20 protein-coding genes are annotated in these 25,349 nt (G+C 34.6%); 12 read left to right on the top strand and 8 right to left on the bottom strand.

The window, feature by feature from the left end; genetic code table 11:
• Positions 1-21: 21 nt before the first annotated feature.
• The 5 genes from KAOT1_RS09010 to KAOT1_RS08990 all read left to right on the top strand — a co-directional run bounded on the left by KAOT1_RS09010 (position 22) and on the right by KAOT1_RS08990 (position 9,027).
• Complete coding sequence (locus KAOT1_RS09010; RefSeq protein WP_007094474.1) at positions 22-1,647, top strand: hypothetical protein; 1,626 nt, start codon at positions 22-24, stop codon at positions 1,645-1,647.
• Between the two features lie 3 nt (positions 1,648-1,650).
• The gene (gene glgB / locus KAOT1_RS09005; RefSeq protein WP_007094473.1) at positions 1,651-3,654 is read left to right on the top strand and encodes a 1,4-alpha-glucan branching protein GlgB; all 2,004 of its coding nucleotides are present in this window, start codon (positions 1,651-1,653) and stop codon (positions 3,652-3,654) included.
• 1,062 nt (positions 3,655-4,716) lie between these two features.
• Complete coding sequence (locus KAOT1_RS09000; RefSeq protein WP_007094470.1) at positions 4,717-7,119, top strand: glycoside hydrolase family 31 protein; 2,403 nt, start codon at positions 4,717-4,719, stop codon at positions 7,117-7,119.
• 708 nt (positions 7,120-7,827) lie between these two features.
• Complete coding sequence (locus KAOT1_RS08995; RefSeq protein WP_007094469.1) at positions 7,828-8,022, top strand: hypothetical protein; 195 nt, start codon at positions 7,828-7,830, stop codon at positions 8,020-8,022.
• Between the two features lie 231 nt (positions 8,023-8,253).
• Positions 8,254-9,027, top strand: a complete 774-nt coding sequence (locus tag KAOT1_RS08990; protein WP_007094467.1) for a hypothetical protein — start codon at positions 8,254-8,256, stop codon at positions 9,025-9,027.
• 262 nt (positions 9,028-9,289) lie between these two features.
• Here the strand turns inward: KAOT1_RS08990 and KAOT1_RS08985 are convergent, their stop codons facing one another.
• Positions 9,290-10,159: an alpha/beta fold hydrolase gene (locus KAOT1_RS08985; RefSeq protein WP_007094466.1), complete on the bottom strand. Its 870-nt coding sequence runs from the start codon at positions 10,157-10,159 to the stop codon at positions 9,290-9,292.
• A gap of 148 nt (positions 10,160-10,307) precedes the next feature.
• Between KAOT1_RS08985 and KAOT1_RS08980 the strand changes: the two genes are divergently transcribed.
• The 3 genes from KAOT1_RS08980 (at position 10,308) to KAOT1_RS08970 (ending at position 13,385) form a co-directional block, all read left to right on the top strand.
• Entirely contained in the window at positions 10,308-11,132 is an 825-nt protein-coding gene (locus tag KAOT1_RS08980; protein WP_007094465.1) for a M48 family metallopeptidase, read from the top strand.
• Positions 11,133-11,326: 194 nt separating this feature from the next.
• On the top strand, positions 11,327-12,658 hold the full coding sequence (locus KAOT1_RS08975; protein ID WP_007094464.1) for an MFS transporter: 1,332 nt from the start codon (positions 11,327-11,329) through the stop codon (positions 12,656-12,658).
• A gap of 85 nt (positions 12,659-12,743) precedes the next feature.
• The gene (locus tag KAOT1_RS08970; protein ID WP_007094463.1) at positions 12,744-13,385 is read left to right on the top strand and encodes a hypothetical protein; all 642 of its coding nucleotides are present in this window, start codon (positions 12,744-12,746) and stop codon (positions 13,383-13,385) included.
• Between the two features lie 57 nt (positions 13,386-13,442).
• Here KAOT1_RS08970 and KAOT1_RS08965 read toward each other — a convergent pair whose 3' ends face one another.
• From KAOT1_RS08965 to KAOT1_RS08940, 6 genes are all read right to left on the bottom strand, one after another.
• Positions 13,443-14,342 (bottom strand): IS3 family transposase, encoded by a 900-nt coding sequence (locus KAOT1_RS08965; RefSeq protein WP_007092993.1) that lies wholly within the window; start codon positions 14,340-14,342, stop codon positions 13,443-13,445.
• A gap of 5 nt (positions 14,343-14,347) precedes the next feature.
• Positions 14,348-14,734 carry a helix-turn-helix domain-containing protein gene (locus KAOT1_RS23410; RefSeq protein ID WP_007092873.1) on the bottom strand — a complete coding sequence of 129 codons (387 nt, stop codon included), beginning with the start codon at positions 14,732-14,734 and terminating at the stop codon, positions 14,348-14,350.
• Positions 14,735-14,838: 104 nt separating this feature from the next.
• Positions 14,839-15,579, bottom strand: a complete 741-nt coding sequence (locus tag KAOT1_RS08955) for a GIN domain-containing protein (protein ID WP_007094462.1) — start codon at positions 15,577-15,579, stop codon at positions 14,839-14,841.
• A 43-nt stretch (positions 15,580-15,622) separates the two neighbouring features.
• A complete protein-coding gene (locus KAOT1_RS08950) occupies positions 15,623-16,714 on the bottom strand; it encodes a hypothetical protein (RefSeq protein ID WP_007094461.1) in 1,092 nt (363 codons plus the stop codon).
• Complete coding sequence (locus KAOT1_RS08945; RefSeq protein WP_050765236.1) at positions 16,695-17,258, bottom strand: hypothetical protein; 564 nt, start codon at positions 17,256-17,258, stop codon at positions 16,695-16,697. The genes KAOT1_RS08950 and KAOT1_RS08945 overlap by 20 nt, the downstream gene beginning before the upstream one ends.
• The gene (locus KAOT1_RS08940; protein ID WP_040559436.1) at positions 17,255-17,809 is read right to left on the bottom strand and encodes an RNA polymerase sigma factor; all 555 of its coding nucleotides are present in this window, start codon (positions 17,807-17,809) and stop codon (positions 17,255-17,257) included. The genes KAOT1_RS08945 and KAOT1_RS08940 overlap by 4 nt, the downstream gene beginning before the upstream one ends.
• A 249-nt stretch (positions 17,810-18,058) precedes the next feature.
• Here KAOT1_RS08940 and lon point away from each other — a divergent pair, with 249 nt between their 5' ends.
• The 3 genes from lon (at position 18,059) to cmk (ending at position 22,791) form a co-directional block, all read left to right on the top strand.
• Positions 18,059-20,521: an endopeptidase La gene (gene lon, locus KAOT1_RS08935; RefSeq protein WP_007094458.1), complete on the top strand. Its 2,463-nt coding sequence runs from the start codon at positions 18,059-18,061 to the stop codon at positions 20,519-20,521.
• A gap of 524 nt (positions 20,522-21,045) precedes the next feature.
• Entirely contained in the window at positions 21,046-22,065 is a 1,020-nt protein-coding gene (gene porQ / locus KAOT1_RS08930) for a type IX secretion system protein PorQ (protein ID WP_007094457.1), read from the top strand.
• A 36-nt stretch (positions 22,066-22,101) separates the two neighbouring features.
• Positions 22,102-22,791: a (d)CMP kinase gene (cmk, locus tag KAOT1_RS08925; RefSeq protein WP_007094456.1), complete on the top strand. Its 690-nt coding sequence runs from the start codon at positions 22,102-22,104 to the stop codon at positions 22,789-22,791.
• 46 nt (positions 22,792-22,837) lie between these two features.
• Here the strand turns inward: cmk and KAOT1_RS08920 are convergent, their stop codons facing one another.
• Positions 22,838-23,221, bottom strand: coding sequence for a LysM peptidoglycan-binding domain-containing protein (locus KAOT1_RS08920; protein ID WP_007094455.1), 384 nt, complete (start codon positions 23,219-23,221; stop codon positions 22,838-22,840).
• A 301-nt stretch (positions 23,222-23,522) separates the two neighbouring features.
• On the opposite strand from KAOT1_RS08920, the gene rpsA reads away from it, so the two are divergent.
• The gene (rpsA, locus tag KAOT1_RS08915) at positions 23,523-25,298 is read left to right on the top strand and encodes a 30S ribosomal protein S1 (protein ID WP_007094454.1); all 1,776 of its coding nucleotides are present in this window, start codon (positions 23,523-23,525) and stop codon (positions 25,296-25,298) included.
• Positions 25,299-25,349: the final 51 nt, after the last annotated feature.

Here is a 25,349-nt window from a genome sequence, read left to right as displayed (position 1 = left end):
ATTCAGTAAAAACCACCATCAATGGCTAAAAAAACCACCAAAACCACTACAAAAACGCAGTACAACTTTAATGATTCTTGGGAAGAATTGTTAGAAAACAAAGCGTTTGTCAAAGCGTTTTTATCGGAAGTCTTAGAAGATTATATCATAAAGCAGCGTTGGTACGGTGGCAAAGCCAGCAAACTAAAATACATTGAACTCTCGGAATATTTCCGAATTCAGCAACATGGCGAAGTCTATTACGGATTGATCTTAGAAGTAAATTTTGTAGAAGCCTTCTATCAGCATTACTTTTTACCAATTGCGTTTGTGTCGGATGAAAGTTTTGCCAAAGAAGATCGAATACTTCCCATAAGCATCAAAAATCAACAAGGTTTTATCATTGATGCTATTAATCTTGAAGCCTTTCGGAAACTGGTTTTTGAACGCATTCAAACAGCCATTCCAAACGATCAAACACGTGTGCAATATCACAAAAGCTTAGAATTTAATGCCGAATACAAATCGTCACGTTTTATGGGTTTGGAACAAAGCAACACGTCTATTGTATACAATGAAAGTTGTGTGTTGAAGTTCTTTAGAAGAATCTATGCAAATAAAAATCCTGACTATGAAATGAGTCGATTTCTATCAGAAAAAAAACAATACAAAAATACGCCCGCATATTTGGGGAGTTTAAGTATTGTTGATTCTGAAAAGGACAATATTACCATTGGACTCATGCAAGAAATGGTGCCCAATGAAGGCGATGCGTGGGATTATATGTTGAAAGAATTGCACAAAGTATTTCTAAATCTTGAAACGAAAAATATCAATATCAAAGAACTGCCTGAAACGATACTTTTTGAACGTTTAAGTATTCGTGATGTTTCTCCAAGAATTATTGATTGGGTAGGATTGAATCTATTCTTAAAAATTCAAACGTTGGCAAAACGTACTGCCGAAATGCACATTGCGCTTGGAAGCGAATTTGAAGAAACTGCCTTTACACCAACGCATTTTAATGGCGATTATACAGTTTGGTTGAAAAATAGATTGTTATATCAATTCCAGAATCGACTCAACACGGTAGAAAATAATTTGCACAAATTGGATGGTTTGTCATTAACGCTTGCACAAGAATTTTTAGACAATAAAAATCTCATCAGAAAACGTTTGGTAAACTTCGATTGGACAAAACTAAAAGGCGAACGCATTCGTGTGCATGGCGATTATCACTTAGGTCAAATTTTGGTAAAAGATGACGATTTTTACATTCTCGATTTTGAAGGAGAACCCGAAAGTACCATTCGCGATCGTAAAGTAAAACAACCACCATTAAAAGATGTCGCAGGACTTTTTAGAAGTTTTCACTATGCCATATATGCCACAATTTTCAATCATAGTGACGAATACAAGCACGCACAAGAAGAACTTTTTGAAGCAGGCGAATTGCTCTACACATACTTTATTGGTGTCTTCTTAAAAACATACATTACCAAAATTCAAGATGCAAACCTCAACATTGGCTATAACCAAGAACGCATCTTTTTACTAAAATATTCATTGCTTGAAAAAGCGATCTACGAACTTGGGTACGAACTCAATTCACGACCACTTTGGGCAGTTATTCCACTCAAGGGAATCACAAACATTATCAATCACTAGCATATGGCAAAAGTCAACCACTTTGGGGAAAACTCAAAAAATATTCAGAGTAAACCACTTAAAAATATTTTGACGCAAGCGTCAGAACATTCAAATCTCGATTATCGAGTAGTTCCACATAGTTTATTCTCTGAATTTGATATCAATCTGTTCAAAGCTGGAAAACATTACAAACTTTACGAAAAATTTGGTTCACACCTAATGACACTTAATGGTGTTGAAGGAACCTATTTTGCAGTTTGGGCGCCAAGTGCTAAAACGGTTTCTGTCATTGGTGATTTCAACTTTTGGATAGAAGGCGAACATCAACTAAATGTACGTTGGGACGAAAGCGGCATTTGGGAAGGATTCATTCCAAATGTTGGAAAAGGAACAACTTACAAATACAAAATACAAAGTCATCACAACGACATCAAAACGGAAAAAGCAGATCCGTACGCGCGTCGTTGCGAGCATCCGCCAAAAACAGCTTCTGTAGTTTGGGAAGCCGATCACGATTGGAAAGATGCCAAATGGATGGAAAAACGTAAAAAACACAATGCCTTAGACGCGCCATATTCGGTATACGAAGTGCATTTGGGTTCGTGGAAACGTAAAGTTGAAGAAAACAAGTTTCTAACGTATACGGAATTGGCCGATGAATTAGTCGCATACGTAAAAGAAATGAATTTTACACATGTAGAATTAATGCCAGTCATGGAATATCCGTACGATCCAAGTTGGGGATATCAATTGGTAGGATACTTTGCGCCAACAGCGCGATTTGGAACTCCAGAAGAATTCAAATTATTGGTTGATAAACTCCATCAAAACGACATCGGAATCATCTTAGATTGGGTTCCTTCGCACTTTCCAGAAGATGCGCACGGACTCGGTTTTTTTGATGGAACATGCTTGTACGAACATCCAGACAAGCGAAAAGGCTATCATCCTGATTGGAAAAGTTTGATCTTTAACTATGGGAGAAACGAAGTAAAATCATTCTTAATCAGTAATGCGGTTTTTTGGCTCGATCAATATCATGCTGATGGTTTACGCGTTGATGCAGTAGCTTCGATGTTATTTTTGGATTACTCTCGTAACGAAGGCGAATGGGAACCAAATCAATTTGGTGGACGTGAAAATTTAGAAGCTATCGCATTTATGCGAGAAATGAACGAAGCTGTGTATTCTATGTTTCCAGATGTGCAAACTATTGCTGAAGAATCAACTTCGTTCCCAATGGTATCGCGTCCTGCAAGTATTGGCGGACTCGGTTTTGGAATGAAATGGATGATGGGTTGGATGCACGATACATTGCAATACTTTGCAAAAGAACCGATTTACAGAAAACACCATCAAAACGATTTAACCTTTAGCATGACATACGCATTTACGGAAAACTTTATGTTGCCGTTATCGCATGATGAGGTTGTGTATGGAAAACATTCTATCTTAGGAAGAATGCCTGGCGATGAGTGGCAACGTTTTGCAAATCTACGTTTGTTGTATAGTTATATGTTTACCCATCCAGGAACGAATTTACTATTTCAAGGAGCAGAGTTTGGACAAAGTGGCGAATGGAACTTTCAGCAAAGTCTCGATTGGCATTTGTTGGAATATGACGTTCACAAAGGTGTTCAAAATGTAATTAAAGACTTAAACAAACTCTACAAAACTGAACCAGCATTACACGAAAAGCAATTTACCGCAGATGGTTTCGAGTGGATAGATTACAACGATGCAGAAAACTCAGTTTTAGTACACATCCGAAAAGGAAAAAAGCCAGAAAACGACTTGATTGTAGCGTGTAACATGACACCAATTCCACGCGAAAACTATCGTATTGGTTTGCCATCGGAAGGTACTTTACAGGAAATCTTCAATAGTGATTTAAAAGAATATGCAGGAACAAATGATTTTGTCAACAAAAAAGTTTCTTCTGATGCAACTGAATGGCAATTCAGAAATCATTCTGCAGAAATCAACATTCCGCCGTTGGGAATGGTTGTGTTGAAGTATGTGTAGATTCGCTTCACTCGATTCAAGGATTTAAAAATTCAATGATTCAAGGTTGTTTCTGAGATCATTATTTGATTTTATATAAAATCCTAAGTTTTAAACTCGTGCCGAACCGAGTAAGAAATATATGATTTACAAACTCATATCCACAAATACTTCCATTAAACAAATCTTACTTTATATGTATGAGTAGAAAGTACAAATTTCATAATCAATCAGGAGTTTATTTTGTGACTTTTACAACGGTATATTGGATAGATGTATTTACAAGACAATCATATTTTGATGCACTGATATGATAGATTGGAAATATTCAAGCGCAAGAAACTTTCAAGACGATCATACTGTTTTAGAAACTGATGACATGGGCTTTTTTGGATGAATTTTTGATATTTTTTTATCGGCACGAGTTACAAACTCGCACTAGCATATGAATAGTCGAAAGTCTCTAACTAATGACTTTTAAATGTTAAATAGGGTATTACCGTACTTAGATCTTTGTCTGTTTTTTTATATTTTTAGTCTTAACCAAAACTTTATATCATGAACAAAAGAAATCTAAAATCATTAGCGCTTAACAAAAAATCTATTTCAAATTTTAACTACGAACAAACACTAACAGGTGGAAGAGATACATTCCATTATATGTGTGCATCTTTTAGCTGTAGAATTAGTATTTGTGAAACGCGTTGTGATACAATGTGTCAATAATATTACATAAAAAAAGATTTTTTGATGAATCAATTTGTAAAAGTGGACTTCGGTTCACTTTTTCTATTTTTTTCCACAAATAAAAAAATACAATCCAACGCTAGCGCAAATTTTTCAGCTTGTGCCAACAAAAAAACTAAAAAGTATTCATGTGTTCGAGGTACAAATAGATTTTTGTATTAGTTGAATTTCAAATTTAGAACACCTGATAATCAGAAATTCACAAAAAACTCACTAAAAAACTCACTTTTCAATAATAATACATAACTATAACGTTATCGTTAATAATTCAGGGTTTTAAAGCTTTTAATTCTCTAAACTTTTGCGTTTTTTTACATAATATCTTAAATCTACAACATGATTGTAAATACAGAATTAGAAAACAAAGGAAATTTATTTCCTTCCAAAATAATAAACTTCCGAAAGGACGTAGATACACTATACTTTACTGCTGAAAATGATGTCGTATTGCAAATGCGAATCGTACGCGATAGTGTCTTGCGTTTTCGGTACACAACCACAGGAACTTTTGAAAATGATTTCTCTTACGCCATTACCAAATACGCTAGTACAGGATACAATCATTTGGCAATTGAAGAAGATGAAGAAAAATATATTGTCACAACTTCCAAATTGATCTGTCACATTGCAAAAACAAACATGCGTATACAATTGTATGATGCAAAAGACAATACGTTGGTAAATGAAGACGAACTAGGTTTTCACTGGGAAGAAAGTTATGAATACGGTGGAAATATTGTAAAAATGAGCAAAACGGTCAATGAACGTGAAAGCTATTTCGGATTGGGAGACAAGCCAGATCATTTAAACCTAAAAGGAAAACGTTTTCAAAATTGGGTGACAGATTCGTATGCATACGGAAAACATACCGATCCAATATACAAAGCCATTCCGTTTTACACAGGTTTGCATCATAACAAAGCCTACGGAATCTTTTTTGACAATACTTTTAGAAGTTACTTTGATTTTGCTCAAGAACGCAGAAACGTTACCAGTTTTTGGGCGCAAGGTGGTGAAATGAATTACTATTTCATCTACGGACCACAAATGCAAGATGTCGTAGAAAGTTATACAGATTTGACAGGGAAACCGCATCAATTACCACCATTATGGGCATTAGGATATCATCAATGTAAATGGAGTTACTATCCAGAAAGTAATGTAAAAGAAGTCACGCAGAAATTCAGAGACTTAAAAATTCCGTGTGACGCCATCTATTTGGATATTGATTATATGGATGGTTTCCGTTGTTTCACTTGGAATAAAAATCATTTTCCTGATCCGAAGCGAATGGTAAAAGAACTCGCAGATGACGGATTTAAAACGGTTGCAATCATTGATCCAGGAATTAAAATTGACAAAGACTACGATGTTTTTAAAGAAGCATTAGATAAAGATTATTTCTGTAAACGTGCTGACGGGCCTTACATGAAAGGAAAAGTATGGCCAGGCGAATGTTACTTTCCAGATTTTACCAAACCAGAAGTTAGAGATTGGTGGTCAGGATTATTCAAAGAATTAATTGAAGATGTCGGCATTAAAGGTGTTTGGAACGATATGAACGAACCTGCGGTAATGGAAGTGCCAAACAAAACATTCCCAGACGATGTTCGTCACGATTACGATGGAAATCCGTGCAGTCACCGTAAAGCACACAATGTATATGGAATGCAAATGGCACGTGCCACATATCAAGGATTGAAGAAATTTAACTACCCAAAACGTCCGTTTGTCATTACACGTGCAGCATATTCAGGAACACAACGTTATACCTCAACATGGACAGGTGACAACGTCGCAACTTGGGAACATTTATGGATTGCCAATGTACAAGCACAACGTATGTCAATGTCTGGTTTTTCCTTTGTGGGAAGTGATATTGGTGGATTCGCCGAACAACCGCAAGGAGAATTATTCACACGCTGGATTCAACTTGGAATCTTTCATCCGTTTTGTAGAGTGCATTCTTCAGGAGATCATGGCGATCAAGAACCATGGGCTTTTGATGAAGATGTCACAGACGTAGTGCGAAAGTTTGTAGAATTACGCTATCAACTCTTACCATATTTATATACAGCTTTTTGGAATTTAGTCGATCATGGAACGCCGTTATTAAAATCGTTGGTAATGTTCGATCAGGAAGATCATCAAACGCATTACAGAACTGACGAATTTGTTTTTGGAGATAAAATCTTAGTATGTCCAATTCAAGAACCAAACAGTAAAGGTCGTCGTATGTACATTCCACGCGGAAAATGGTATAATTTCTGGACAGATGAATTGGTAGAAGGTGGAAAAGAAAAATGGGTAGATGCAGAAATTGATAGCATGCCAATTTTTGTACAAGAAGGAGCTATTATTCCAAAATATCCTGTACAACAATACGTAGGCGAAAAAGAAATTGACGAAGTAACACTTGATGTATATTACAAAGAAGGAAAAGAGCGTTCACAACTATTTGACGATGCACATGATGGTTACGATTATACGAAAGGTCGTTACAGTTTAAGAACTTTTAAACTCACAGGAAAGCCAAACGAATTAATTATCCAACAACATAAAGAAGGAAAGTTTGAAGCGAAATATGAAAAATTCAGACTCAACTTACACGGATTACCATTTGAAATCAAAGAAATTCAGTTGGACAACGTTACTGTTTCCTTAACCGATGTCAAAGCGGCAACAACAGGCGCAATGATCGTAGATAAAGATTTCTCTGAGATTCACATTATTGGATAGTTTTGCTAAATGCTAAATGCTAAATGCTAAATGCTAAATGCTAAATGCTAAATGTGTTTTATTGAGCGCAGTCGAAATGATCATATTTGAGATTGAAAAATACAAGAGCCAAAACGTTTGTTTTGGCTTTTTTTATTTTTGCAAGATTAAAAACTTCAAATTGTCTTATCAAGCGAATTAGAATAACAAACTCGTATCAAGGTTTTCACGTTCTTTCAAAGACTATTTAACGTGAGTTCGACGTAATAATTTTAGTTTGAAACTATTCTTTTCCGCAGTATAGCAGGAGTTTTTCGTTAAAAATTTTCGAAACCTTGGAGAAAATTTAGAAAAATTCATGCGGTTTTAGTTTTTTCCTAAAAGAAAAACTAAAAATACCTCTGGAAAAGTTCCCTTTCTTTTGTTTCTTTTCTTTGGGTAAGCAAAGAAAATGAAAATAAAACACTGAAAATGAATTATATAGCAGGATTATTTTTAAAATTACTATAAATGTAAATTGAATGATTTATATCGAACTGACGTTATTTATTAAAACTATGTTTGGAGACTTAAAGCATTGAAATAACAATTATTTCTAATATTCAACTAACAAAATACTTTCACAAACCGAAATCAGTCTGAATTTATAAATTACGATAATTAGTCTTGTAATTTTGAATTACTTAAGACATACTTTTGATTCATTAATAATTTAAAAATATACTCAAAATGAAAAAAAAGAATCTAAAATCCTTACACCTCAACAAAAAATTCATCTCCAATTTTGATTCAAATGAATTAACAGGAGGAACAGGTTCTGTTTACTGTTCAGTATCATGTGATCCTTTTACGGATGCACATTCTTGCAGATTCAATGATTGTTTTCCACAATCAGGAAATCTTTCTTGTAAAGGGAATAAATAATTACAGACTGTTTAATATAAGAGTCAAGACGTTTTGTTTTGGCTTTTTTTGTGCTTTCGCAAGATTGTGTATTGTAAAGATTAAAGTTACTTGGGACGATTTTAACCTACGTAACAAAATTGTAGCTTCAAAAATAAATAAGTTGGGTGAAGCATAAATAACAAGAATTCCCGTTATACATAAATTACCAGTGAGTTGACTCAACCAAAAACAATCATACCAATTAGCAAAATGAAAAATCAAATTTTAGTTTATTTTCTAATCATTTCTACTTTTTTTTCTTGTAATACGCAACAAGAAGAATTGAGTGAAATGCACTTGTTTTTACAGGCAAATTATGAATTCAGCAACAGAACATTAAATAAAAACAAAGGCGATTATTATCGGATGATTGAAGATGTGCCAAGGAAAAAAATTGAAAATCTGCATGAATTAGATGTGAAATTTGAAATGCTAATTTCGAAAATAGATAGTGCAATCAAGCATAAAGAAAGCAATCTTGAAAGCATCATTGCGGAATCAGACGAAATTCTAAATGAAGTACCCAAAATGGTAAATAATAGAAAAGATTATCTATTACCAGCATTTAAACAACCCATAACGAATTCGAATGATTTAACGCTAAAATATATAAAGAATAGACTTGTAATTGCAATGGCGTATGTGTTTGAGTATGCAAGTAGAATAACGTATGCGGTTGACGGATTATATTCAGTAAAAGTAGATGATATTATTACCAGAAAAACGGAAAGTGGAATTAAACTTACGTTAACTTCTCGGCATGGGCAAGCCATTAAAGAAAACAGACATATTATAATCGATAAAATCGAAAGGAATGGTGTAGAAGAAAAAGTCGAGTATAAACTGAAAGATAATTACGCTATTGCTGATGTTGCGCTTGATTCATTACAAACAGGAATTTACAAAATAAATGGAATGTTGCGATTTTATCATAGAGAAGGTAAATTTGACATTCCGTTTGATAAAACAATTACAGTAGAATAAACTATTGTGAATGATAAATGCAATTAATTTAACGTCAGTTCGATATTACTAATTTATCACGTGTCTGATTATTAGTGCATTGTATCTTAATGTCAAATCGAGCGCAGTCGAGATTCAATCGATTTTTTTATAGTATTCTCGTGAGCTACGCTCGGTATCTACGATAATGCTCGAACTAACAATTAATTATTTTTCAGTAATTTCTTAAGTCGAACTCACGTTAATTTATGCTGTGTGCTATTTATTTATAAAAATTAAACATTTAACGGAGTAAAAAATCTTCAACCTTTTCAATCACTTCTTTATTCCCAAGAATCCTACGATGTCCTAAATTTTGTGTAATATGAAGCGTTCCATTTGGTAATGCTTTATGAATTGCATACGCACAACTTACAGCAACATCTACATCATCTTCATCATGAACCACTAAGGTTGGAATATTCACTTCTTTGGCGGCATTACTCGCAGAAGCATAATCAATATCACGTCCGAATTTTGAATCTAAAATTGCTTTCATCTTCGTTGCAACAGAATCTTTTAGCGTAAGCGTACGAGTAAAATGTAGAATAATATCTGTTATGACATCTGCCGCGCCAATCGTGGCTAACTTTTTAATCTGAAAACCTTCACGAACAGCATTCAATAAAGCCATTCCACCCAAACTATGACCAATGGCAAATTCAAACGGTCCAAATTGTTTGTCTATTTCATGGATAGCTTCAATAAATTCAGGCATAGAAGTCAATTTTCCAGGTGCTTTTCCGTGTGCAGGCGCATCAAAACTTATGGTTTGATAGCCTAATTTCACAAAATGATCTGCAATTTTTACCAATTGTGTGCCGCGTCCACTCCAACCATGCGCTAACAAAATCTTTTTTTTACCATTTCCGTAGGTATAGGTTATAATATCTTTTTGGATACTAGGAATGTGCAACGAAGCTTGTTGTGAATTTTTATCCATATGAAATTCACGCTTTGGCATTTTATGTTTTAGCGGAGTGATAAAAAGTCGCTGTGCATATTTGGCGGCAATAGATGGCGCAATAAATTGTAAAAAACGTCCTGTATATAGGATTACTTTGGGAACCTGAACAGTTGGTTCAGGCTTTGAATTTTGTGCAGTTTGACTCATTTTTTGGTAAGATATCTAAGATTTTTCAAAATTGAGATTTTTTTTTGAGTTAAAGAAATAGATCTTTTGGTTTAATCATATATTTGGATATTATGTAATTTTGTAATACAATAATCAAAGAATTTTATAATAACCTAAAAATATACTTATGAAGAAAACATTATTATTTCTCTCTATATTTCTGTTGGTTTTATCATGTGCTACAAATCCGTTTACAGGAAAAAAAACGATGGCATTTGTATCAAATGACCAATTATTTCCAACAGCTTTTGCACAGTACGATCAATTTTTAAATGAAAATAAAGTAGTAACAGGAACTTCTAAATCTGCAATGATTCAAAGAGTAGGAGAGCGCATTGCTGTAGCTGCCGAACGTTGGCTAGATGCTAACGGACAACAAGGATATTTAAAAGATTACAAATGGGAATATAATTTGGTGGAAGATCCAGCGGTAAATGCTTGGTGTATGCCAGGTGGAAAAATTGTATTCTACACAGGAATTCTACCTGTAGCTGAAAATGAAACAGCCATTGCAGCAATTATGGGACACGAAGTTGCGCACGCTTTGGCAAATCACGGGCAGCAACGTATGAGTGCCGCGTATTTACAGCAAGGATTAGCAATTGCAGGAAATATTGCCATTAAAGATGATAAATCTCGTCAGGCTTTTAATCAATATTATGGAGTAGGTTCTAATGTATTAGGAATGTTACCATTTAGTAGAAAACACGAAAACGAAGCAGATAAAATCGGAATTTATTTGATGGCAATTGCAGGATACAATCCAGATGAAGCTTCAGAATTGTGGAAGCGTATGGGAGCAAAAAGTGGAGGACAAGCACCACCAGAATTTTTAAGTACGCATCCATCAAGTGAAAAACGTGTACAGAATTTGCAAGCAGAAGCAGATAGAGCAAAAGCAGAAGCTAGAAAATTTGGTGTGACAACTTATCGTTCGTTAGGAAAATTTTAAATTAACACACATTCAAAAATAAATCTGTATTTTAGGAGCTGTCCAAATTGGGCAGCTTTTTTTAGTGAAACTCAACTTTGAAAAGTCTGAAAAGACGCATTCAAAGTTGTTAGTTGAACTAATTTCGTTGAAAAGCAATTTTTGAAGAAGCTAAAAGATTAAAATACATTAATTTTATTTAGAGCATACACATTATGGCAAAAACTACTGGATTGCAAAAAGGTGATAAAAAATTAATCAATGCTTGGGCATTTTACGACTGGGCAAATTCTGTATACTCATTAGTCATAAGTACTGCGGTTTTTCCTATTTATTATGCAGGTGTAACCAAAGAATTTGAAAGTTTCAAGCTCACTGAAACCATTCCATTTTTGGGAACAGACTGGAATCCTGAAACATTAATGAGTTACACAATTGCTTTTTTTATGTTAATCGTAGCTTTTATTTCGCCAATACTTTCTGGAATTGCGGATTACACAGGAAACAAACTCAAATTCCTAAAATTCTTTTGTCTGTTAGGTTCGTTGTCTATTATCGGTTTGTACTTTTTTAAAGATGAAGCCACATTGTGGATTGGAATTTTACTCACCATCACTTCAGGAATTGGTTTTTGGGGAAGTATTGTATTTTACAACGCTTATTTACCCGAAGTAGCACATCCTGAACAGCAAGATGCCGTAAGTGCCAAAGGATTTATTATGGGATACATTGGTTCTATTTTATTACTCATTATCTGTTTGGCAATGATTATGTTTTACGATACTTTCGGATTTGAAACAGCAGGACAAGCCACACGCATCACATTTATCGTTGTGGGAGTTTGGTGGTTAGGTTTTGCACAAGTCACCTACCGAAAATTACCCAAAAATGAACATACACGTACACCACAAAAAGGATATTTAACAAGCGGATTTAAGGAATTAGGAAAAGTGTGGACAGAACTTAAAAATTATGCACAACTACGTACGTTTTTAATATCATTTTTCTTTTTTAGTGTTGGAGTGCAAACTATTATTTACATGGCAGGAATCTTTGGAAGTTCAGAATTGGGCTTGCCAGATACAAATCTTATCGGAGCCATATTATTGGTACAATTCGTTGCCATTTTTGGAGCATTTATATTTTCAAGAGTTTCTAAAGCTTTTGGAAATCTCACAGCTTTAAAAGTCACCATAATCATTTGGGGCGTAGTTTGTTTTGTAGCATTTTTATTAGATAAAAACCAAGATAATATTGCCTTTTATTTTTACGCTTTGGGCGGATTAATAGGTTTGGTGCTTGGCGCAATTCAATCCTTATCACGCTCAACATATTCTAAATTGCTTCCAGAAACGGATGATACGGCGACGTACTTTAGCTTTTATGATGTAACAGAAAAAATAGCCATTGTATTGGGAATGCTTGTTTTTGGAGCTTTGAATGCCATTACAGGTTCCATGCAATGGTCTGTATTATTCTTGGCGATATTTTTCTTATTATCGTTTGTAACGATCAGTTTCATCAAGAAAACGAAATATGTGAAATAGCAAATGCACCACATCGATTCTGTTGAAATACTAGGATAACTCGCTTATTTTAGTACATTTGTTTGAAATTAAAAACCGATTCCAGATGAAAAAACTATCTTTCTTATTAGTAATATTTATTTCTTTAACGGCATTTACATGCGAAAATGAAGCACTTGATGATGGTGTAGAAGAAGCTATTGTGGAAAATCCGACAAACCCAAACAACCCAACAAATCCGAGTGATCCATCAAATCCAAGTGATCCAACTTCTATTGTTGGTACATGGAGCGCAGTTTCTTTAGATGCAGGGACAGAATCTTCCGTTACCGTTGGCGATCTTACAACTTCAGCAACTTCTGTGATTACAGGAGAAAATTTAGATTACACAGTTACTTTTACCGACAACGAAACATTTAGTACGCAAGGTAATTATGACATAACATACACAGTAACAACTCCAGATGAAACTGCAACGTCAACACAAAATTATACCAATGTTTCAGGAACAGGAACATACGAAATTACTGGAGCTAATATGATGACAGTTGGAGGCGCATTTTACGATCTTCAAGTAGATGGTTTGGATACAAGTGCCATTGCGGACATGCCACAAGAATTACAATATACACTTAGTGCAGACGGACAAACATTAACTTTTGTACAAGATCAACAAGAAGTACAAGATGTTGAAGGCATTGTTGTTTCTACAACGGTTACCTCAACTTCAGTGTTTACACGACAATAATAAAAAAACTATGACCCGTCCTAAAAAACCGTTACAGTTATTTAGGATTAAAAATAGTTAAAACACAGATAAGACAGCTGTCTTATCTGTGTTTTTTCTTTTATAGGTTTTTATGTTGACTTTATTTTGTTTGTGCATCTGTTCTGGAGTTAGCATTTGACATGATAAATGCGGTCTTTTGGTATTATAAACTTTAATACTCTGTTGTACTATTTTCTTCATTAGTTTGATGTCTATTTTAGAGGTGCCCATCAAAAACTCTTGTTTCAAGATTCCGTTGATTCGCTCTGCTACTGCATTTTGATATGGATCATAGGATTCTGTCATACTACATTTAATATGACTCTTAGTTAATATTCTTTGATATTGATTACTACAATATTGTAAACCTCTATCAGAATGATGTATTAGCCTTTCCTTGGGATATTTTCTGTTTTTAACAGCTTGCTTTAATGCTTTTATAGAACTATCTACTGCTAAGGTATTGGATAGATAATACCCAACGATCATCTTAGAATATGCATCTGTAATAAGCGATAAATACATGGGATTAGCTCGATTACCTACATAGGTAATATCTGCTACCCAAACTTGTTCTGGTCTGTTTACATCTAAATTCTCTATTACATTGTTATGTTTTCTAAACCGATGATGAGAGTTAGTAGTGATATGATAGCTCCGCTTGGGTTTAATCAACATATGATTTGCCTTTAAAATAGCAAATAAACGATCTCTGCCGACACCTAAACTACGTAAAGACTCTTGTAGAATATGATATAACTTCCTTGTGCCAATACGTGGTTGCTCTATTCTAACAGATTGAACCAGCTCTATCACATCACTAGCAATACACTGTCGTTTCTCTTTTGAACGTATCGCTCGGTAATATACTTGCCTGCTTACCCCAAGTAACTCACAAGTAGATGAGATACTTTCTCTGTAATGTATTCTAAACATATCGATTACTTGGGTTTGGAGTTTTTTCTGATAGGAATATTAAACTCTTTTTCTGCTAAATCAATCATCATATCAAACAAAATAGCTTTCTTGTCAGCACGCTCCGCCAGATGTTCTGCACGAGCCTTCTGCTTTTCTAACAGTTTGATTTTTTCTTCTAATTCTAAAATCTTTTGTTCTGGAGTCTTTGTCATAGAAAGTGGAGTTTGATTATGCCAATCAAAGTTACCATATTTTTTTAACCAAGTTCTGATGGTAGATCCAGATTGTATACCATACTTTGATAAGACTTGTGAGCGTGTCAGTTTACCCTGTTCAATCTCTTGAACTACTTGGAGTTTAAAAGATAATGAATAATCTTTTTGAGTACGTTTTACATAATTTGTTTTCATTACGCTTAAAATTTAGTGTAACGCTATTTCAGGACGAGACACTACATACAAACAAAAAACCACTCAAATTGAGTGGTTTTTTTATAGCTGTTTTTTTGAATCTTCTAGTTCATAGAAATACTTCCTGAACCTGACACTTTCGTATCTTCTGTAGATGGGTTTCCTTTGTATGTAATATCTCCAGAACCTGCTACACGAGCTTTTAAATTATTCTTTACGTTGACTCTAATATCACCTGAACCTGCCAAACTTACCTCAGCATTTTTGGCTTCTAATTTGTAGGCGTGAATGTCTCCTGAACCAGCCAATCTGATATCTGCATTATCTGCATTTCCTCGTGCGGTCATGTCTCCAGAACCTGAAACTGCCATATCCAAATCGCTAGCGTCCACGTCAAGAATGATATCTCCAGAACCTGCCAAAGCCATCTTAAATTTACGAGCTTTTATAATTGCATTTTTAGTATATACATCTCCAGAACCTGATAATGAAACGGTTCTCAAATCTTCAAAAGGAACAGTAATTAGTAATTTTTTATTGTTACTCACACGTAAACTGTATCCTTTTTTTACTTTAATCTTTAACTTATCGCCACTTACTTCGGTTTCTACATATTGTAATAAGTTAGATTCTCCTTCTAGTGTAATTTTTCCTTCAGTTCCTGATACTAATTCTACGTCAAAAGAACCTGCTACGGCAACTTCATCATAATCAGATGTCGTCCTTGAAATGGTGGTCATGTCTCCATTTCCTTTAATTTTCTTTCCTTTTCCCCAGCCCCATTGTGCGTGAGATACGGTAGTTGCTAATAATAATGCGATGATGAATACTGTTGTTTTTTTCATGATTGTTGATTTTTTAAGTCTGTTTATTTTTTGATGATGTTTATTATTGTTTTTCAAATCGAACACTTCCGTATTCAGAGTTGATCGAAATATTGTTGCTACTATTGCTATCTCCGTAATAACCTTGGTAGTACTTTGAGCTAGATTCTACACGTTTTTTGTTCATGGTAAAACTACTGTCTCCTTTCAGGCTAGCATATTCTAAATCGAACTCAAAGTTAAAATGATAACCAGATTGATAGCCAATTTTAATACCTGCGTATTCTGATTCAATTTTAATATTACCAGCATCGTCTGTCATTTCAGAAATTTTGATGGAACCATAATCGGCAGTCAAATCTACATTTCCAGTAATAGTTCCTAAACGAAGCGATAAATAATCGCCAGCTCCTTGTATATTATTCGCTTGCGCTATCTGCAAAGTATTATAATCACAGTTGTACTGAATATTATTAATTGTTCCAAAGCGTGATTTTGTATAATCGGCATTCAAATCAATATTACCTCCTTTATTTAAGGTAAAAGAAGAATAGTCAGCATTAATTCGACCACTTTTCATATAGGCAACTGTTACATCATTTGTGTAATCGAAGTTTAAAGAATTATTGTCTGCAAGTAATTCTCCAATTTCCATGCTACCATAATCGCAATTGAGCGAAACTCTATTTTCTGCCTTGTTCACAAAAATAGAACCGTAATCGTTAATAAGATCGAGTTCATTTCCTCTAGGGAATTTAACCGTATAATTTACGGTAACACTTACGTTGTTGCGTTTATTCCATTTCCACCAGGCTTTTGATCCGTTATTAAAGTTTGTTTTTGCACTGACCATTGATGACGAATTGTTAAAATCGACATCAATTTGCTGCAAGCGTTCTTTTACTTTCGATTCTGAATTTCCATTGGTTTTTATTACTACTTCAATCGCAACCGTATTTTTGTCCCAAGCAGTCATATGAATTGCGCCGTAGCTATTTTTAATCTTTACCAAAGCATCATCGTTCACAGAATACTCTTTCGTAATGGTTTTTTCTTTGGTATATTTCCCTTTAAGTTTTCCTTTTCCATTATTCGCAAATGTTAGAACAGGCAATAAAAAGGCAAGTAATGTTAGTTTATATAATAGTGTTTTCATTTTTGAATAATTTAATTTCGTCTATTTGTGTCAATACGTTTTCTAGTAAATTGATTCGCAATTGGAAATTAGTTACCATTGCATGCAAAATACGTTTGTCGTTTCCACGTTCAATCAATTGATTTTTTAGGTTTGAATAATCGTTCTCTAAGCGTTCCAATTGTAGCAAAGCATCTTGAATAATTTCTTTAGTATCTTCATCTTCTGCCGCTTTTACTTTGGCAAGTTCTTTTTCAATTAAAGAAGCAAAATACAATTGTGATTTTTCTACTTCTGGCGAAAAAGTGACCTGAGTTTCTTCTGCGGAAGCGTTAAAATTAGAACCAATAAAGATTCCGAGACTTAATAAAATAACACAAGCAGCCGCAATTTGTTTCCACCAAGTAAACAAAATCACTGGTTTAGAAGTGTTTTCCGTTTCTTCATTTTGTTGTTGTTGCAACTTCTGTAAAAAACGATTTTCGTGTCCTTTATCGGGAGTTTCCACATCAAAATCATCTTTCAATCGGTCAAACAAGTTTGTAATATTGTCCTTTTTCATCATACGTATACTTCAAGTTTTTTTCGCAAACTCTCTTTAGCACGAGATATCATCGTTCTACAATTTGCGTAGCTAATATCTAGAATGGTACAGATTTCCTCATAATCAAACCCTTCAATTAAATGTAAGGTCAAAGAAACTCTGTAATTGTCCTTCAGTGTTTTTAAAGTTTGCAATACTTTTTGAGCCTGTAAGCTTGTAAACTCCTCATCTGAAGCAACTCCATCATTATCTTCGACCTTATGTAACATGGTGTCGATAGAAACTTCGCTTTTTCGTTGTTGCTTTTTGTACAGATAAATACTTTTATTCACTACGATTTTTTTTAACCAAGCTCCGAATGAAACTTCTTCGCTAAAAGAATCCAATTTTAGAAACGCATTTAAAAACGATTCCTGCATGGCATCTTCTGCTTCTGCGCTGTCTTTTAAAATTCGAAATGCAGTATTATACATCGCTTTATAATAGCGATTGTAAATCTCCATTTGCGCAGACTGGTTTCCTTCTTTGCACAACGTAACGAGTTGTTCAGTATGTAACTTTTGGTGGCTCAAAAAGTTTTGTTTATTGTAAAGAGTATTGAAAAATTCAATTGTTACAGTTTGGACTAAAATAATTTAATATTTCTTGATTCTTATCCCTTTTGATAAGAAAGCTTGGCATAACAATTGTTTCTATACAATGCTTAAGACTACTAAAATCAATGACTTTTGTTGATTTATAAGTGATTAAGCACTAAAAAATAAAAATAATATAGAAAGGGACATGCTGTTATTATGACAGAATGACCGAGGAACACACATATGAGCGAAACTAAGTTTTTAAAAATGGACAGTTTGTCATTTCAATCTATTGATGAAGATGCGGAATTGATTCCGTTGATGACACCTGAAGATGAAGAAGAAATTAATAGAGAAGCATTGCCACCGAGCTTGCCAATCCTTCCATTGCGTAATACCGTACTTTTTCCAGGCGTAGTAATTCCAATTACTGCAGGGAGAGACAAATCAATTCAGTTGATAAAAGATGCCAATAATGGCGGAAAAGTGATTGGTGTGGTTTCTCAAAAAGATGAAACTGTCGAAAATCCGACGCTTGATGATATCAATACCTTAGGAACAGTAGCACGAATTTTACGTGTGTTGCAAATGCCAGATGGAAATACAACGATCATTATTCAAGGTAAAAAACGCTTTGAAGTAGATACATTGTTGCGCGATACGCCATACATGGAAGCTACGGTAAAAGAAGTTCCAGAAACGCGACCAGATATTAGAGATGACGAATTTCAAGCAATATTAGAATCAATTAAAGATTTGGCATTGCAAATCATTAAGGAAAGTCCAAACATTCCGTCGGAAGCATCTTTTGCCATTAAAAACATTGAAAGTTCTTCGTTTTTAATCAATTTCATTTCGTCTAATATGAACTTGCCTGTGAAAGAAAAGCAAGAACTATTAGCCATTACCGATTTAAAACAACGCGCCTTGGCGACGTTAAAGTTTATGAATCTGGAAATGCAACAATTGGAATTGAAGAACGACATTCAATCAAAAGTTCGTCACGATTTAGATCAGCAACAGCGTGAATATTTCTTGCAACAACAAATGAAAACCATCCAAGAAGAATTGGGCGGAGGCGTTTCGTATGAGCAAGATATTGAAGCAATGCGAACACGTGCAAAGGATAAAAAGTGGGATGAAAAAGTGAAGAAGCATTTTGACAAAGAACTGTCAAAAATGCAACGCATGAATCCACAAGTTGCCGAATATTCCATTCAGCGTAACTATTTGGAGTTGTTTTTAGATTTGCCTTGGAACGAATTCAGCAAAGACAAATTCAACCTGAAAAAAGCACAAACCATTCTCGATCGCGATCATTCAGGTTTGGAAGATGTAAAAAAGCGAATTATTGAATATCTAGCGGTATTAAAACTGCGTAACGATATGAAATCGCCAATTTTATGTTTATACGGACCTCCAGGAGTTGGAAAAACCTCTTTAGGAAAATCGATCGCAGAAGCTTTGGGCAGAGAATACGTGCGTATTTCACTTGGTGGATTGCGTGATGAAGCAGAAATTCGCGGACATCGTAAAACCTACATTGGTGCCATGCCAGGAAGAATCATTCAAAGTTTGAAAAAGGCAGGAACGTCAAATCCTGTATTTGTGTTGGATGAAATTGACAAACTATCTAGTAGTCACAATGGCGATCCGTCGTCAGCGATGTTGGAAGTATTAGATCCGGAGCAAAATACGGAGTTCTATGATAATTTCTTGGAAATGGGGTACGACTTGTCAAAAGTAATGTTTATCGCAACAGCGAATAGTTTGAGTACCATTCAGCCAGCTTTGCGCGATCGTATGGAAATTATCAATGTAACTGGATATACTACGGAAGAAAAAGTTGAAATTGCGGGAAAACATTTGTTAGGAAAACAATTGGAAGAACACGGATTGACAGATAAAGACCTTAAAATAGGGAAGAAGCAACTCGAAAAAATTGTAGAAGGATATACACGTGAAAGTGGTGTGCGTGGATTGGAAAAGCAAATTGCCAAAATGGTACGTTATGCGGCTAAATCCATTGCAATGGAAGAAAAGTATGAGAAAAAAGTAACCAACGCCATCATAGAAGATGTATTAGGTCCTGCAAGAATGGAACGTAACAAATACGAAAACAATGATGTTGCCGGAGTTGTAACAGGTTTGGCTTGGACAAGTGTTGGTGGTGATATTCTATTTATCGAATCTACCTTATCGAAAGGAAAAGGAAATCTTTCCATCACAGGAAACTTAGGAAAAGTGATGAAAGAATCGGCAACGATTGCGATGGAATACATGAAATCAAATGCTGACTTTTTAGGCGTAGAACCAGAAATATTTTCAAAATACAATGTGCACATTCACGTTCCTGAAGGTGCAACTCCAAAAGATGGACCAAGTGCAGGAATTACGATGTTAACGTCATTAGTTTCTTTATTCACACAAAAAAGAGTGAAAAAAGATATTGCTATGACAGGAGAAATCACTTTACGAGGAAAAGTATTGCCTGTTGGCGGCATCAAAGAAAAAATATTGGCAGCAAAACGTGCAGGCATCAAAGAAATCATTCTTTGTGCGCAAAACAAACGCGATATTTTGGAAATCAAACAATCGTACTTAAAAGGATTGACATTCCATTACGTTACTGAAATGAGCGAAGTAATTAAACACGCGATTACTGACGAAGACGTAAAAAACCGCAAAGAACTTTCAGTGAAATAATAGTTGCTCAAAAATTTTAAAAGACTGTTTGAAAAGTTTTTGGAACGTCATTCTGGACTTGATCCAGAATCTCATTGAGTTGAATTTTCATTCTTATGAGAAACCGAATCAAGTTCGGTTTGACGAAAATTATACTTTTCAAACAGTCTTTTTTACCTTTTCAAAAAAGCAGTTGCCCAACCTGTTAAACCAAACAATATTTTCTGTACTGCGAGTGTGTTGAGCAACTGCAACTATGACCAAGAGATTATGACTTCTCCTAAAAACACTGCTTTTTTAAAGAGTATTTTCCGTGAATGTAAGCTACTTATGGTATGTAAAACAAAGAAAGCAAGTGCGGTTTTATAAAATATCAGCAAAAGAAAATACCATACAGACTATGCAAATAACAGATTATCAATAAAAAGTGTAGATTTGCTATTGAAAAAAAATATTAAAAAGAAATATCTGATAATTTTATAGAAGGCGTAAAATATTTATAATATCTCAACGTTTTCAATAAAGATTTTAGTTACTTTGTACACATGCAGAAAAAGATCCTCTTTTCCTTTTTTTTGTTTATAACTACGCTTGCTTCCGCACAAATCGGAGGTAGATACACGTATCAGTTTTTAAACTTAATATCGTCACCAAGACAAGCTGCTCTTGGAGGTAAAGTAATTACAAACTACGATAAAGATGTAAATCAAGCGTTGTTCAATCCAGCAAGTATCAACTATACCATGGACAATCATTTATCATTAAATTATGTCAACTATTTAGGAGATGTAAATTATGGTTCGGCGGCGTATGCGTATACTTGGGATCGCAGAGTGCAAACATTTCACGCAGGTGTTACGTATGTAAGTTACGGTCAATTTGATGGTTATGACGAACAAGGAAACGAAACAGGAAGCTTCACAGGAAACGAAATTGCTTTGTCTATGGGCTATGCTTATAACATTCCTTGGACAGACATTCACATCGGAGCCAATGCAAAATTTATCAACTCAAAATTAGAGCAATACAATTCTTTTGGTGGTGCGCTTGATTTAGGAATTATGTACATCAATGAAGAATTGGAATTAAATGTTGCACTTGCGGCGAGAAATATTGGAATTCAGTTTACAACTTATGCAGGTGTGCAAGAACAATTACCTTTTGAATTGATTTTCGGAATTTCTCAAAAACTCGAACACGTTCCTATTCGTTGGCACCTTACGTTTGAAAACTTGCAACAATGGAATATTGCTTTTGCAAATCCTAACAGAGCGGAACAATCTATTGAAGGTGGCGTTACAGAAGAAAAAGTAACATTCTTAAAAAACTTGATTCGTCACACTATTGTTGGAATGGAACTATTTCCAGACAAAGGTTTCAACATTCGTTTGGGATACAATTTCCGTAGAGGAGAAGAATTGAAAATTGTAGACCAACGTAACTTTTCAGGAATTACCGCAGGATTTGGGCTCCGAATTAATAAACTAAAATTTGATTATACCTACGCACGTTATTCTATAGCTGCCAACACAAGTATGTTTGGTGTGACGCTTAACTTGCAATAATCACGCTTTCCAAAGGCGTAAACAAAGTGCTGAGTCATGAAAAAAATTACCATAGCTATTGATGGCTTTTCATCTACAGGAAAAAGTACTATTGCCAAACAACTTGCTAAAGAATTAGAATATATATATGTAGACACAGGTGCCATGTATCGTGCGGTAACACTCTACGCGCTTCGCAAAAAATATATTGATGCAGACAACTTTTCGATCAACGATTTGGTGTCAGATTTAGACAACATCAATTTAAAATTTCATTACAATGAAGCTTTGGGCTTCGCCGAAATGTACTTAAATGGAGAAAATGTTGAAAAAGAAATCAGAACCTTGCGTGTTTCTGACTTTGTAAGTAAAGTGGCTGCGGTTCCAGAAGTTCGCTATCAGTTGGTAAAACAACAACAGAAAATGGGCGAAGACAAAGGAATTGTGATGGACGGGCGCGATATTGGAACGGTTGTATTTCCAGATGCAGAATTAAAACTCTTTATGACAGCTTCTCCCGAAAAAAGAGCGATACGTCGTTACAAGGAACTCATTGAAAAAGGCGATGACGTCAAATATGAAGATGTATTGCGAAACGTGCAAAACAGAGATTATATAGATTCGCATAGAGAAGATTCTCCATTACGTCAAGCAGAAGGTGCAATTGCTATTGATAATAGCGATATGGGACTCAAAGAGCAATTTGAGCGGATTCTAAATTTAGCCAACAGAACTATAAACGCATAAAAAAAGCTTCCAAATAGGAAGCTTTTCATTTCTATAAAATATCGTTTTATGACAAATGTGGAATTACTAACTCTTGTCCTGGATGAATTACGTCTGGATTGTCAAGAAGATCGTTATTTGCTTTAAAAATAGCGTGATATTGATTTGCTTTTCCGTAGTAATGTTTTGCAATTTTTCCTAAAGTATCTCCACTTTCTACCGTGTGACGATGATACACTGACTCGTCTGCTACTTTAATATCTGCTTCAATATCTTGTGGTAATTCTCCACCAGCTTCTTTAATTTTATTCCACATTATATCTTTTTCATACTGTGTTTTGGCAGTTCCGCTTACCTTCAATATTCCATTTGCTTCTTCTACATTTCCATTTTGAATATTCAATTCTTGTCCAAGGTCTAAAACTCCTTGATATTTAGCTTTTACACTCATTATATTGTCATTTTTGTTATTAATATTATAAAGATAAATTAAAAAAATAAAAACTATGTTATAGAAATGTTACAATCTATTTTTTCGACGAAAATCATATTTTATGGCTAAATTGAATAAAATCAATGCCGTTTGCGTGACTATTTGTTTGTAAATCAAAATAATAATCTTACTTTTGCACTCCTTTTTAGCATGACAGAGAATAGAAAAGGGAATAGGAAATTTTTATAAAACATAACAATCTACTGTTTTTACATGCAAAGATTCTCTAAATGAGCAGTATACAAATTTTACATCAGCAATGGCTGAAGAAAACACAAACACAAACGTTCAGGACGTTAAAAATCCTGAAGAATTCTTAGCAAACTTTAACTGGCACAATTACGAAGAAGGAATTGACCAAGTAGAAGACGAAAAATTAGAAGAATTCGAAAAATTAGTAGCAGAAAATTTCGTTGATACAGATGATGATGCTGTAGTAGATGGAACTGTAGTAAGAATGACTGACAGAGAAGCGATTATTGACATTAACGCTAAATCTGAAGGTGTAATTTCTTTAAACGAATTTCGTTACAATCCAGACTTAAAAGTAGGAGACAAAGTAGAAGTATTAATTGATGTTCGTGAAGACAGAACAGGACAATTAGTATTATCTCACAGAAAAGCGAGAACTATCAAAGCTTGGGACAGAGTAAACGCTGCTCATGACAATGGTGAAATCGTAAATGGTTTTGTAAAATGCAGAACGAAAGGTGGTATGATCGTTGACGTATTCGGAATTGAAGCGTTCTTACCAGGATCTCAAATTGATGTAAAACCAATTAGAGATTACGATCAGTACGTAAACAAAACTATGGAATTCAAAGTGGTTAAAATTAACCATGAATTCAAAAACGTGGTGGTTTCTCACAAAGCGCTTATTGAAGCAGATATCGAGGAGCAGAAGAAAGAAATCATTGGTCAATTAGAAAAAGGTCAAGTATTAGAAGGTGTTGTGAAAAACATCACATCATACGGTGTATTTATTGATCTTGGAGGCGTTGACGGATTAATCCACATTACGGATCTTTCTTGGTCTCGTATCAATCACCCGAATGAGGTTGTTGAATTAGATCAGAAATTAAACGTTGTAATCCTTGACTTTGATGATAACAAGTCAAGAATCCAATTAGGATTAAAACAATTGAGCGCTCATCCTTGGGAAGCTTTAGATTCTGAATTAAAAATCGGAGACGTAGTAAAAGGAAAAGTTGTTGTAATTGCTGATTACGGTGCATTTATCGAAGTAGCTGAAGGTGTTGAAGGATTAATTCACGTATCTGAAATGTCTTGGTCTACACACTTACGTTCGGCTCAAGATTTCGTAAAAGTAGGAGATGAAGTAGAAGCGAAAATCTTAACATTAGATAGAGAAGATCGTAAAATGTCTCTTGGTATCAAGCAAATGACGCCAGATCCATGGACTGATATTACAACTAAATACCCTGTAGGTTCTAAGCACACAGGAACGGTACGTAACTTTACTAACTTTGGTGTATTCGTAGAATTAGAAGAAGGAATTGACGGATTAATTTATATCTCTGATTTATCTTGGACTAAGAAAGTGAAGCATCCATCTGAGTTTGTTACTGTTGGTGACAAATTAGAAGTACTTGTATTAGAATTAGACGTAGAAGGACGTAAATTAAGTTTAGGTCACAAACAAACTACTGAAAATCCTTGGGATAAGTATGAAGGTGAATTTGGTGTAGGTACAACGCATACCGCAGAAATTACAGATACAAATGATAAAGGTGCAACGGTAGCTTTAAACGAAGATGTAGTAGCTTTCATTCCTTCTCGTCACTTAGAAAAAGAAGACGGAAAGAAATTGAAGAAAGGTGAAACAGCTGAGTTCAAAGTAATTGAGTTCAACAAAGAATTCAAAAGAGTTGTAGCTTCTCACACAGCTATCTTTAGAGAAGAAGAGCAACGTAATGTTCAAGCAGCAGCTAAAAAATCAGCATCTGCTGAGAAAACTACGCTTGGAGATTTAGACGCTTTACAAGAATTAAAAGACAAAATGGAAGGAAAATAATTCTAAACATTTTATCACATAGCAAAAGCCGTTTCAACTTGAAACGGCTTT

It is taken from the genome of Kordia algicida OT-1, assembly GCF_000154725.1.
Classification (GTDB): domain Bacteria; phylum Bacteroidota; class Bacteroidia; order Flavobacteriales; family Flavobacteriaceae; genus Kordia; species Kordia algicida.
The sequence above is the reverse complement of the archived record's forward strand: the minus strand, read 5'-3'. Positions and strand labels throughout refer to the sequence as shown.

What these genes read in the sequence shown, in the direction of transcription:
- KAOT1_RS09000 (WP_007094470.1), top strand. Translation starts at nt 4,717, where the DNA reads ATGATTGTAAATACAGAATTAGAAAACAAAGGAAATTTATTTCCTTCC.
- KAOT1_RS08945 (WP_050765236.1), bottom strand. Translation starts at nt 17,258, where the DNA reads ATGATGAAAAAGGACAATATTACAAACTTGTTTGACCGATTGAAAGAT.
- KAOT1_RS08950 (WP_007094461.1), bottom strand. Translation starts at nt 16,714, where the DNA reads ATGAAAACACTATTATATAAACTAACATTACTTGCCTTTTTATTGCCT.
- KAOT1_RS08995 (WP_007094469.1), top strand. Translation starts at nt 7,828, where the DNA reads ATGAAAAAAAAGAATCTAAAATCCTTACACCTCAACAAAAAATTCATC.
- glgB (WP_007094473.1), top strand. Translation starts at nt 1,651, where the DNA reads ATGGCAAAAGTCAACCACTTTGGGGAAAACTCAAAAAATATTCAGAGT.
- rpsA (WP_007094454.1), top strand. Translation starts at nt 23,523, where the DNA reads ATGGCTGAAGAAAACACAAACACAAACGTTCAGGACGTTAAAAATCCT.
- KAOT1_RS23410 (WP_007092873.1), bottom strand. Translation starts at nt 14,734, where the DNA reads ATGAAAACAAATTATGTAAAACGTACTCAAAAAGATTATTCATTATCT.
- cmk (WP_007094456.1), top strand. Translation starts at nt 22,102, where the DNA reads ATGAAAAAAATTACCATAGCTATTGATGGCTTTTCATCTACAGGAAAA.
- lon (WP_007094458.1), top strand. Translation starts at nt 18,059, where the DNA reads ATGAGCGAAACTAAGTTTTTAAAAATGGACAGTTTGTCATTTCAATCT.
- KAOT1_RS08990 (WP_007094467.1), top strand. Translation starts at nt 8,254, where the DNA reads ATGAAAAATCAAATTTTAGTTTATTTTCTAATCATTTCTACTTTTTTT.
- KAOT1_RS09010 (WP_007094474.1), top strand. Translation starts at nt 22, where the DNA reads ATGGCTAAAAAAACCACCAAAACCACTACAAAAACGCAGTACAACTTT.
- KAOT1_RS08955 (WP_007094462.1), bottom strand. Translation starts at nt 15,579, where the DNA reads ATGAAAAAAACAACAGTATTCATCATCGCATTATTATTAGCAACTACC.
- KAOT1_RS08920 (WP_007094455.1), bottom strand. Translation starts at nt 23,221, where the DNA reads ATGAGTGTAAAAGCTAAATATCAAGGAGTTTTAGACCTTGGACAAGAA.
- KAOT1_RS08985 (WP_007094466.1), bottom strand. Translation starts at nt 10,159, where the DNA reads ATGAGTCAAACTGCACAAAATTCAAAGCCTGAACCAACTGTTCAGGTT.
- KAOT1_RS08970 (WP_007094463.1), top strand. Translation starts at nt 12,744, where the DNA reads ATGAAAAAACTATCTTTCTTATTAGTAATATTTATTTCTTTAACGGCA.
- KAOT1_RS08965 (WP_007092993.1), bottom strand. Translation starts at nt 14,342, where the DNA reads ATGTTTAGAATACATTACAGAGAAAGTATCTCATCTACTTGTGAGTTA.
- porQ (WP_007094457.1), top strand. Translation starts at nt 21,046, where the DNA reads ATGCAGAAAAAGATCCTCTTTTCCTTTTTTTTGTTTATAACTACGCTT.
- KAOT1_RS08980 (WP_007094465.1), top strand. Translation starts at nt 10,308, where the DNA reads ATGAAGAAAACATTATTATTTCTCTCTATATTTCTGTTGGTTTTATCA.
- KAOT1_RS08975 (WP_007094464.1), top strand. Translation starts at nt 11,327, where the DNA reads ATGGCAAAAACTACTGGATTGCAAAAAGGTGATAAAAAATTAATCAAT.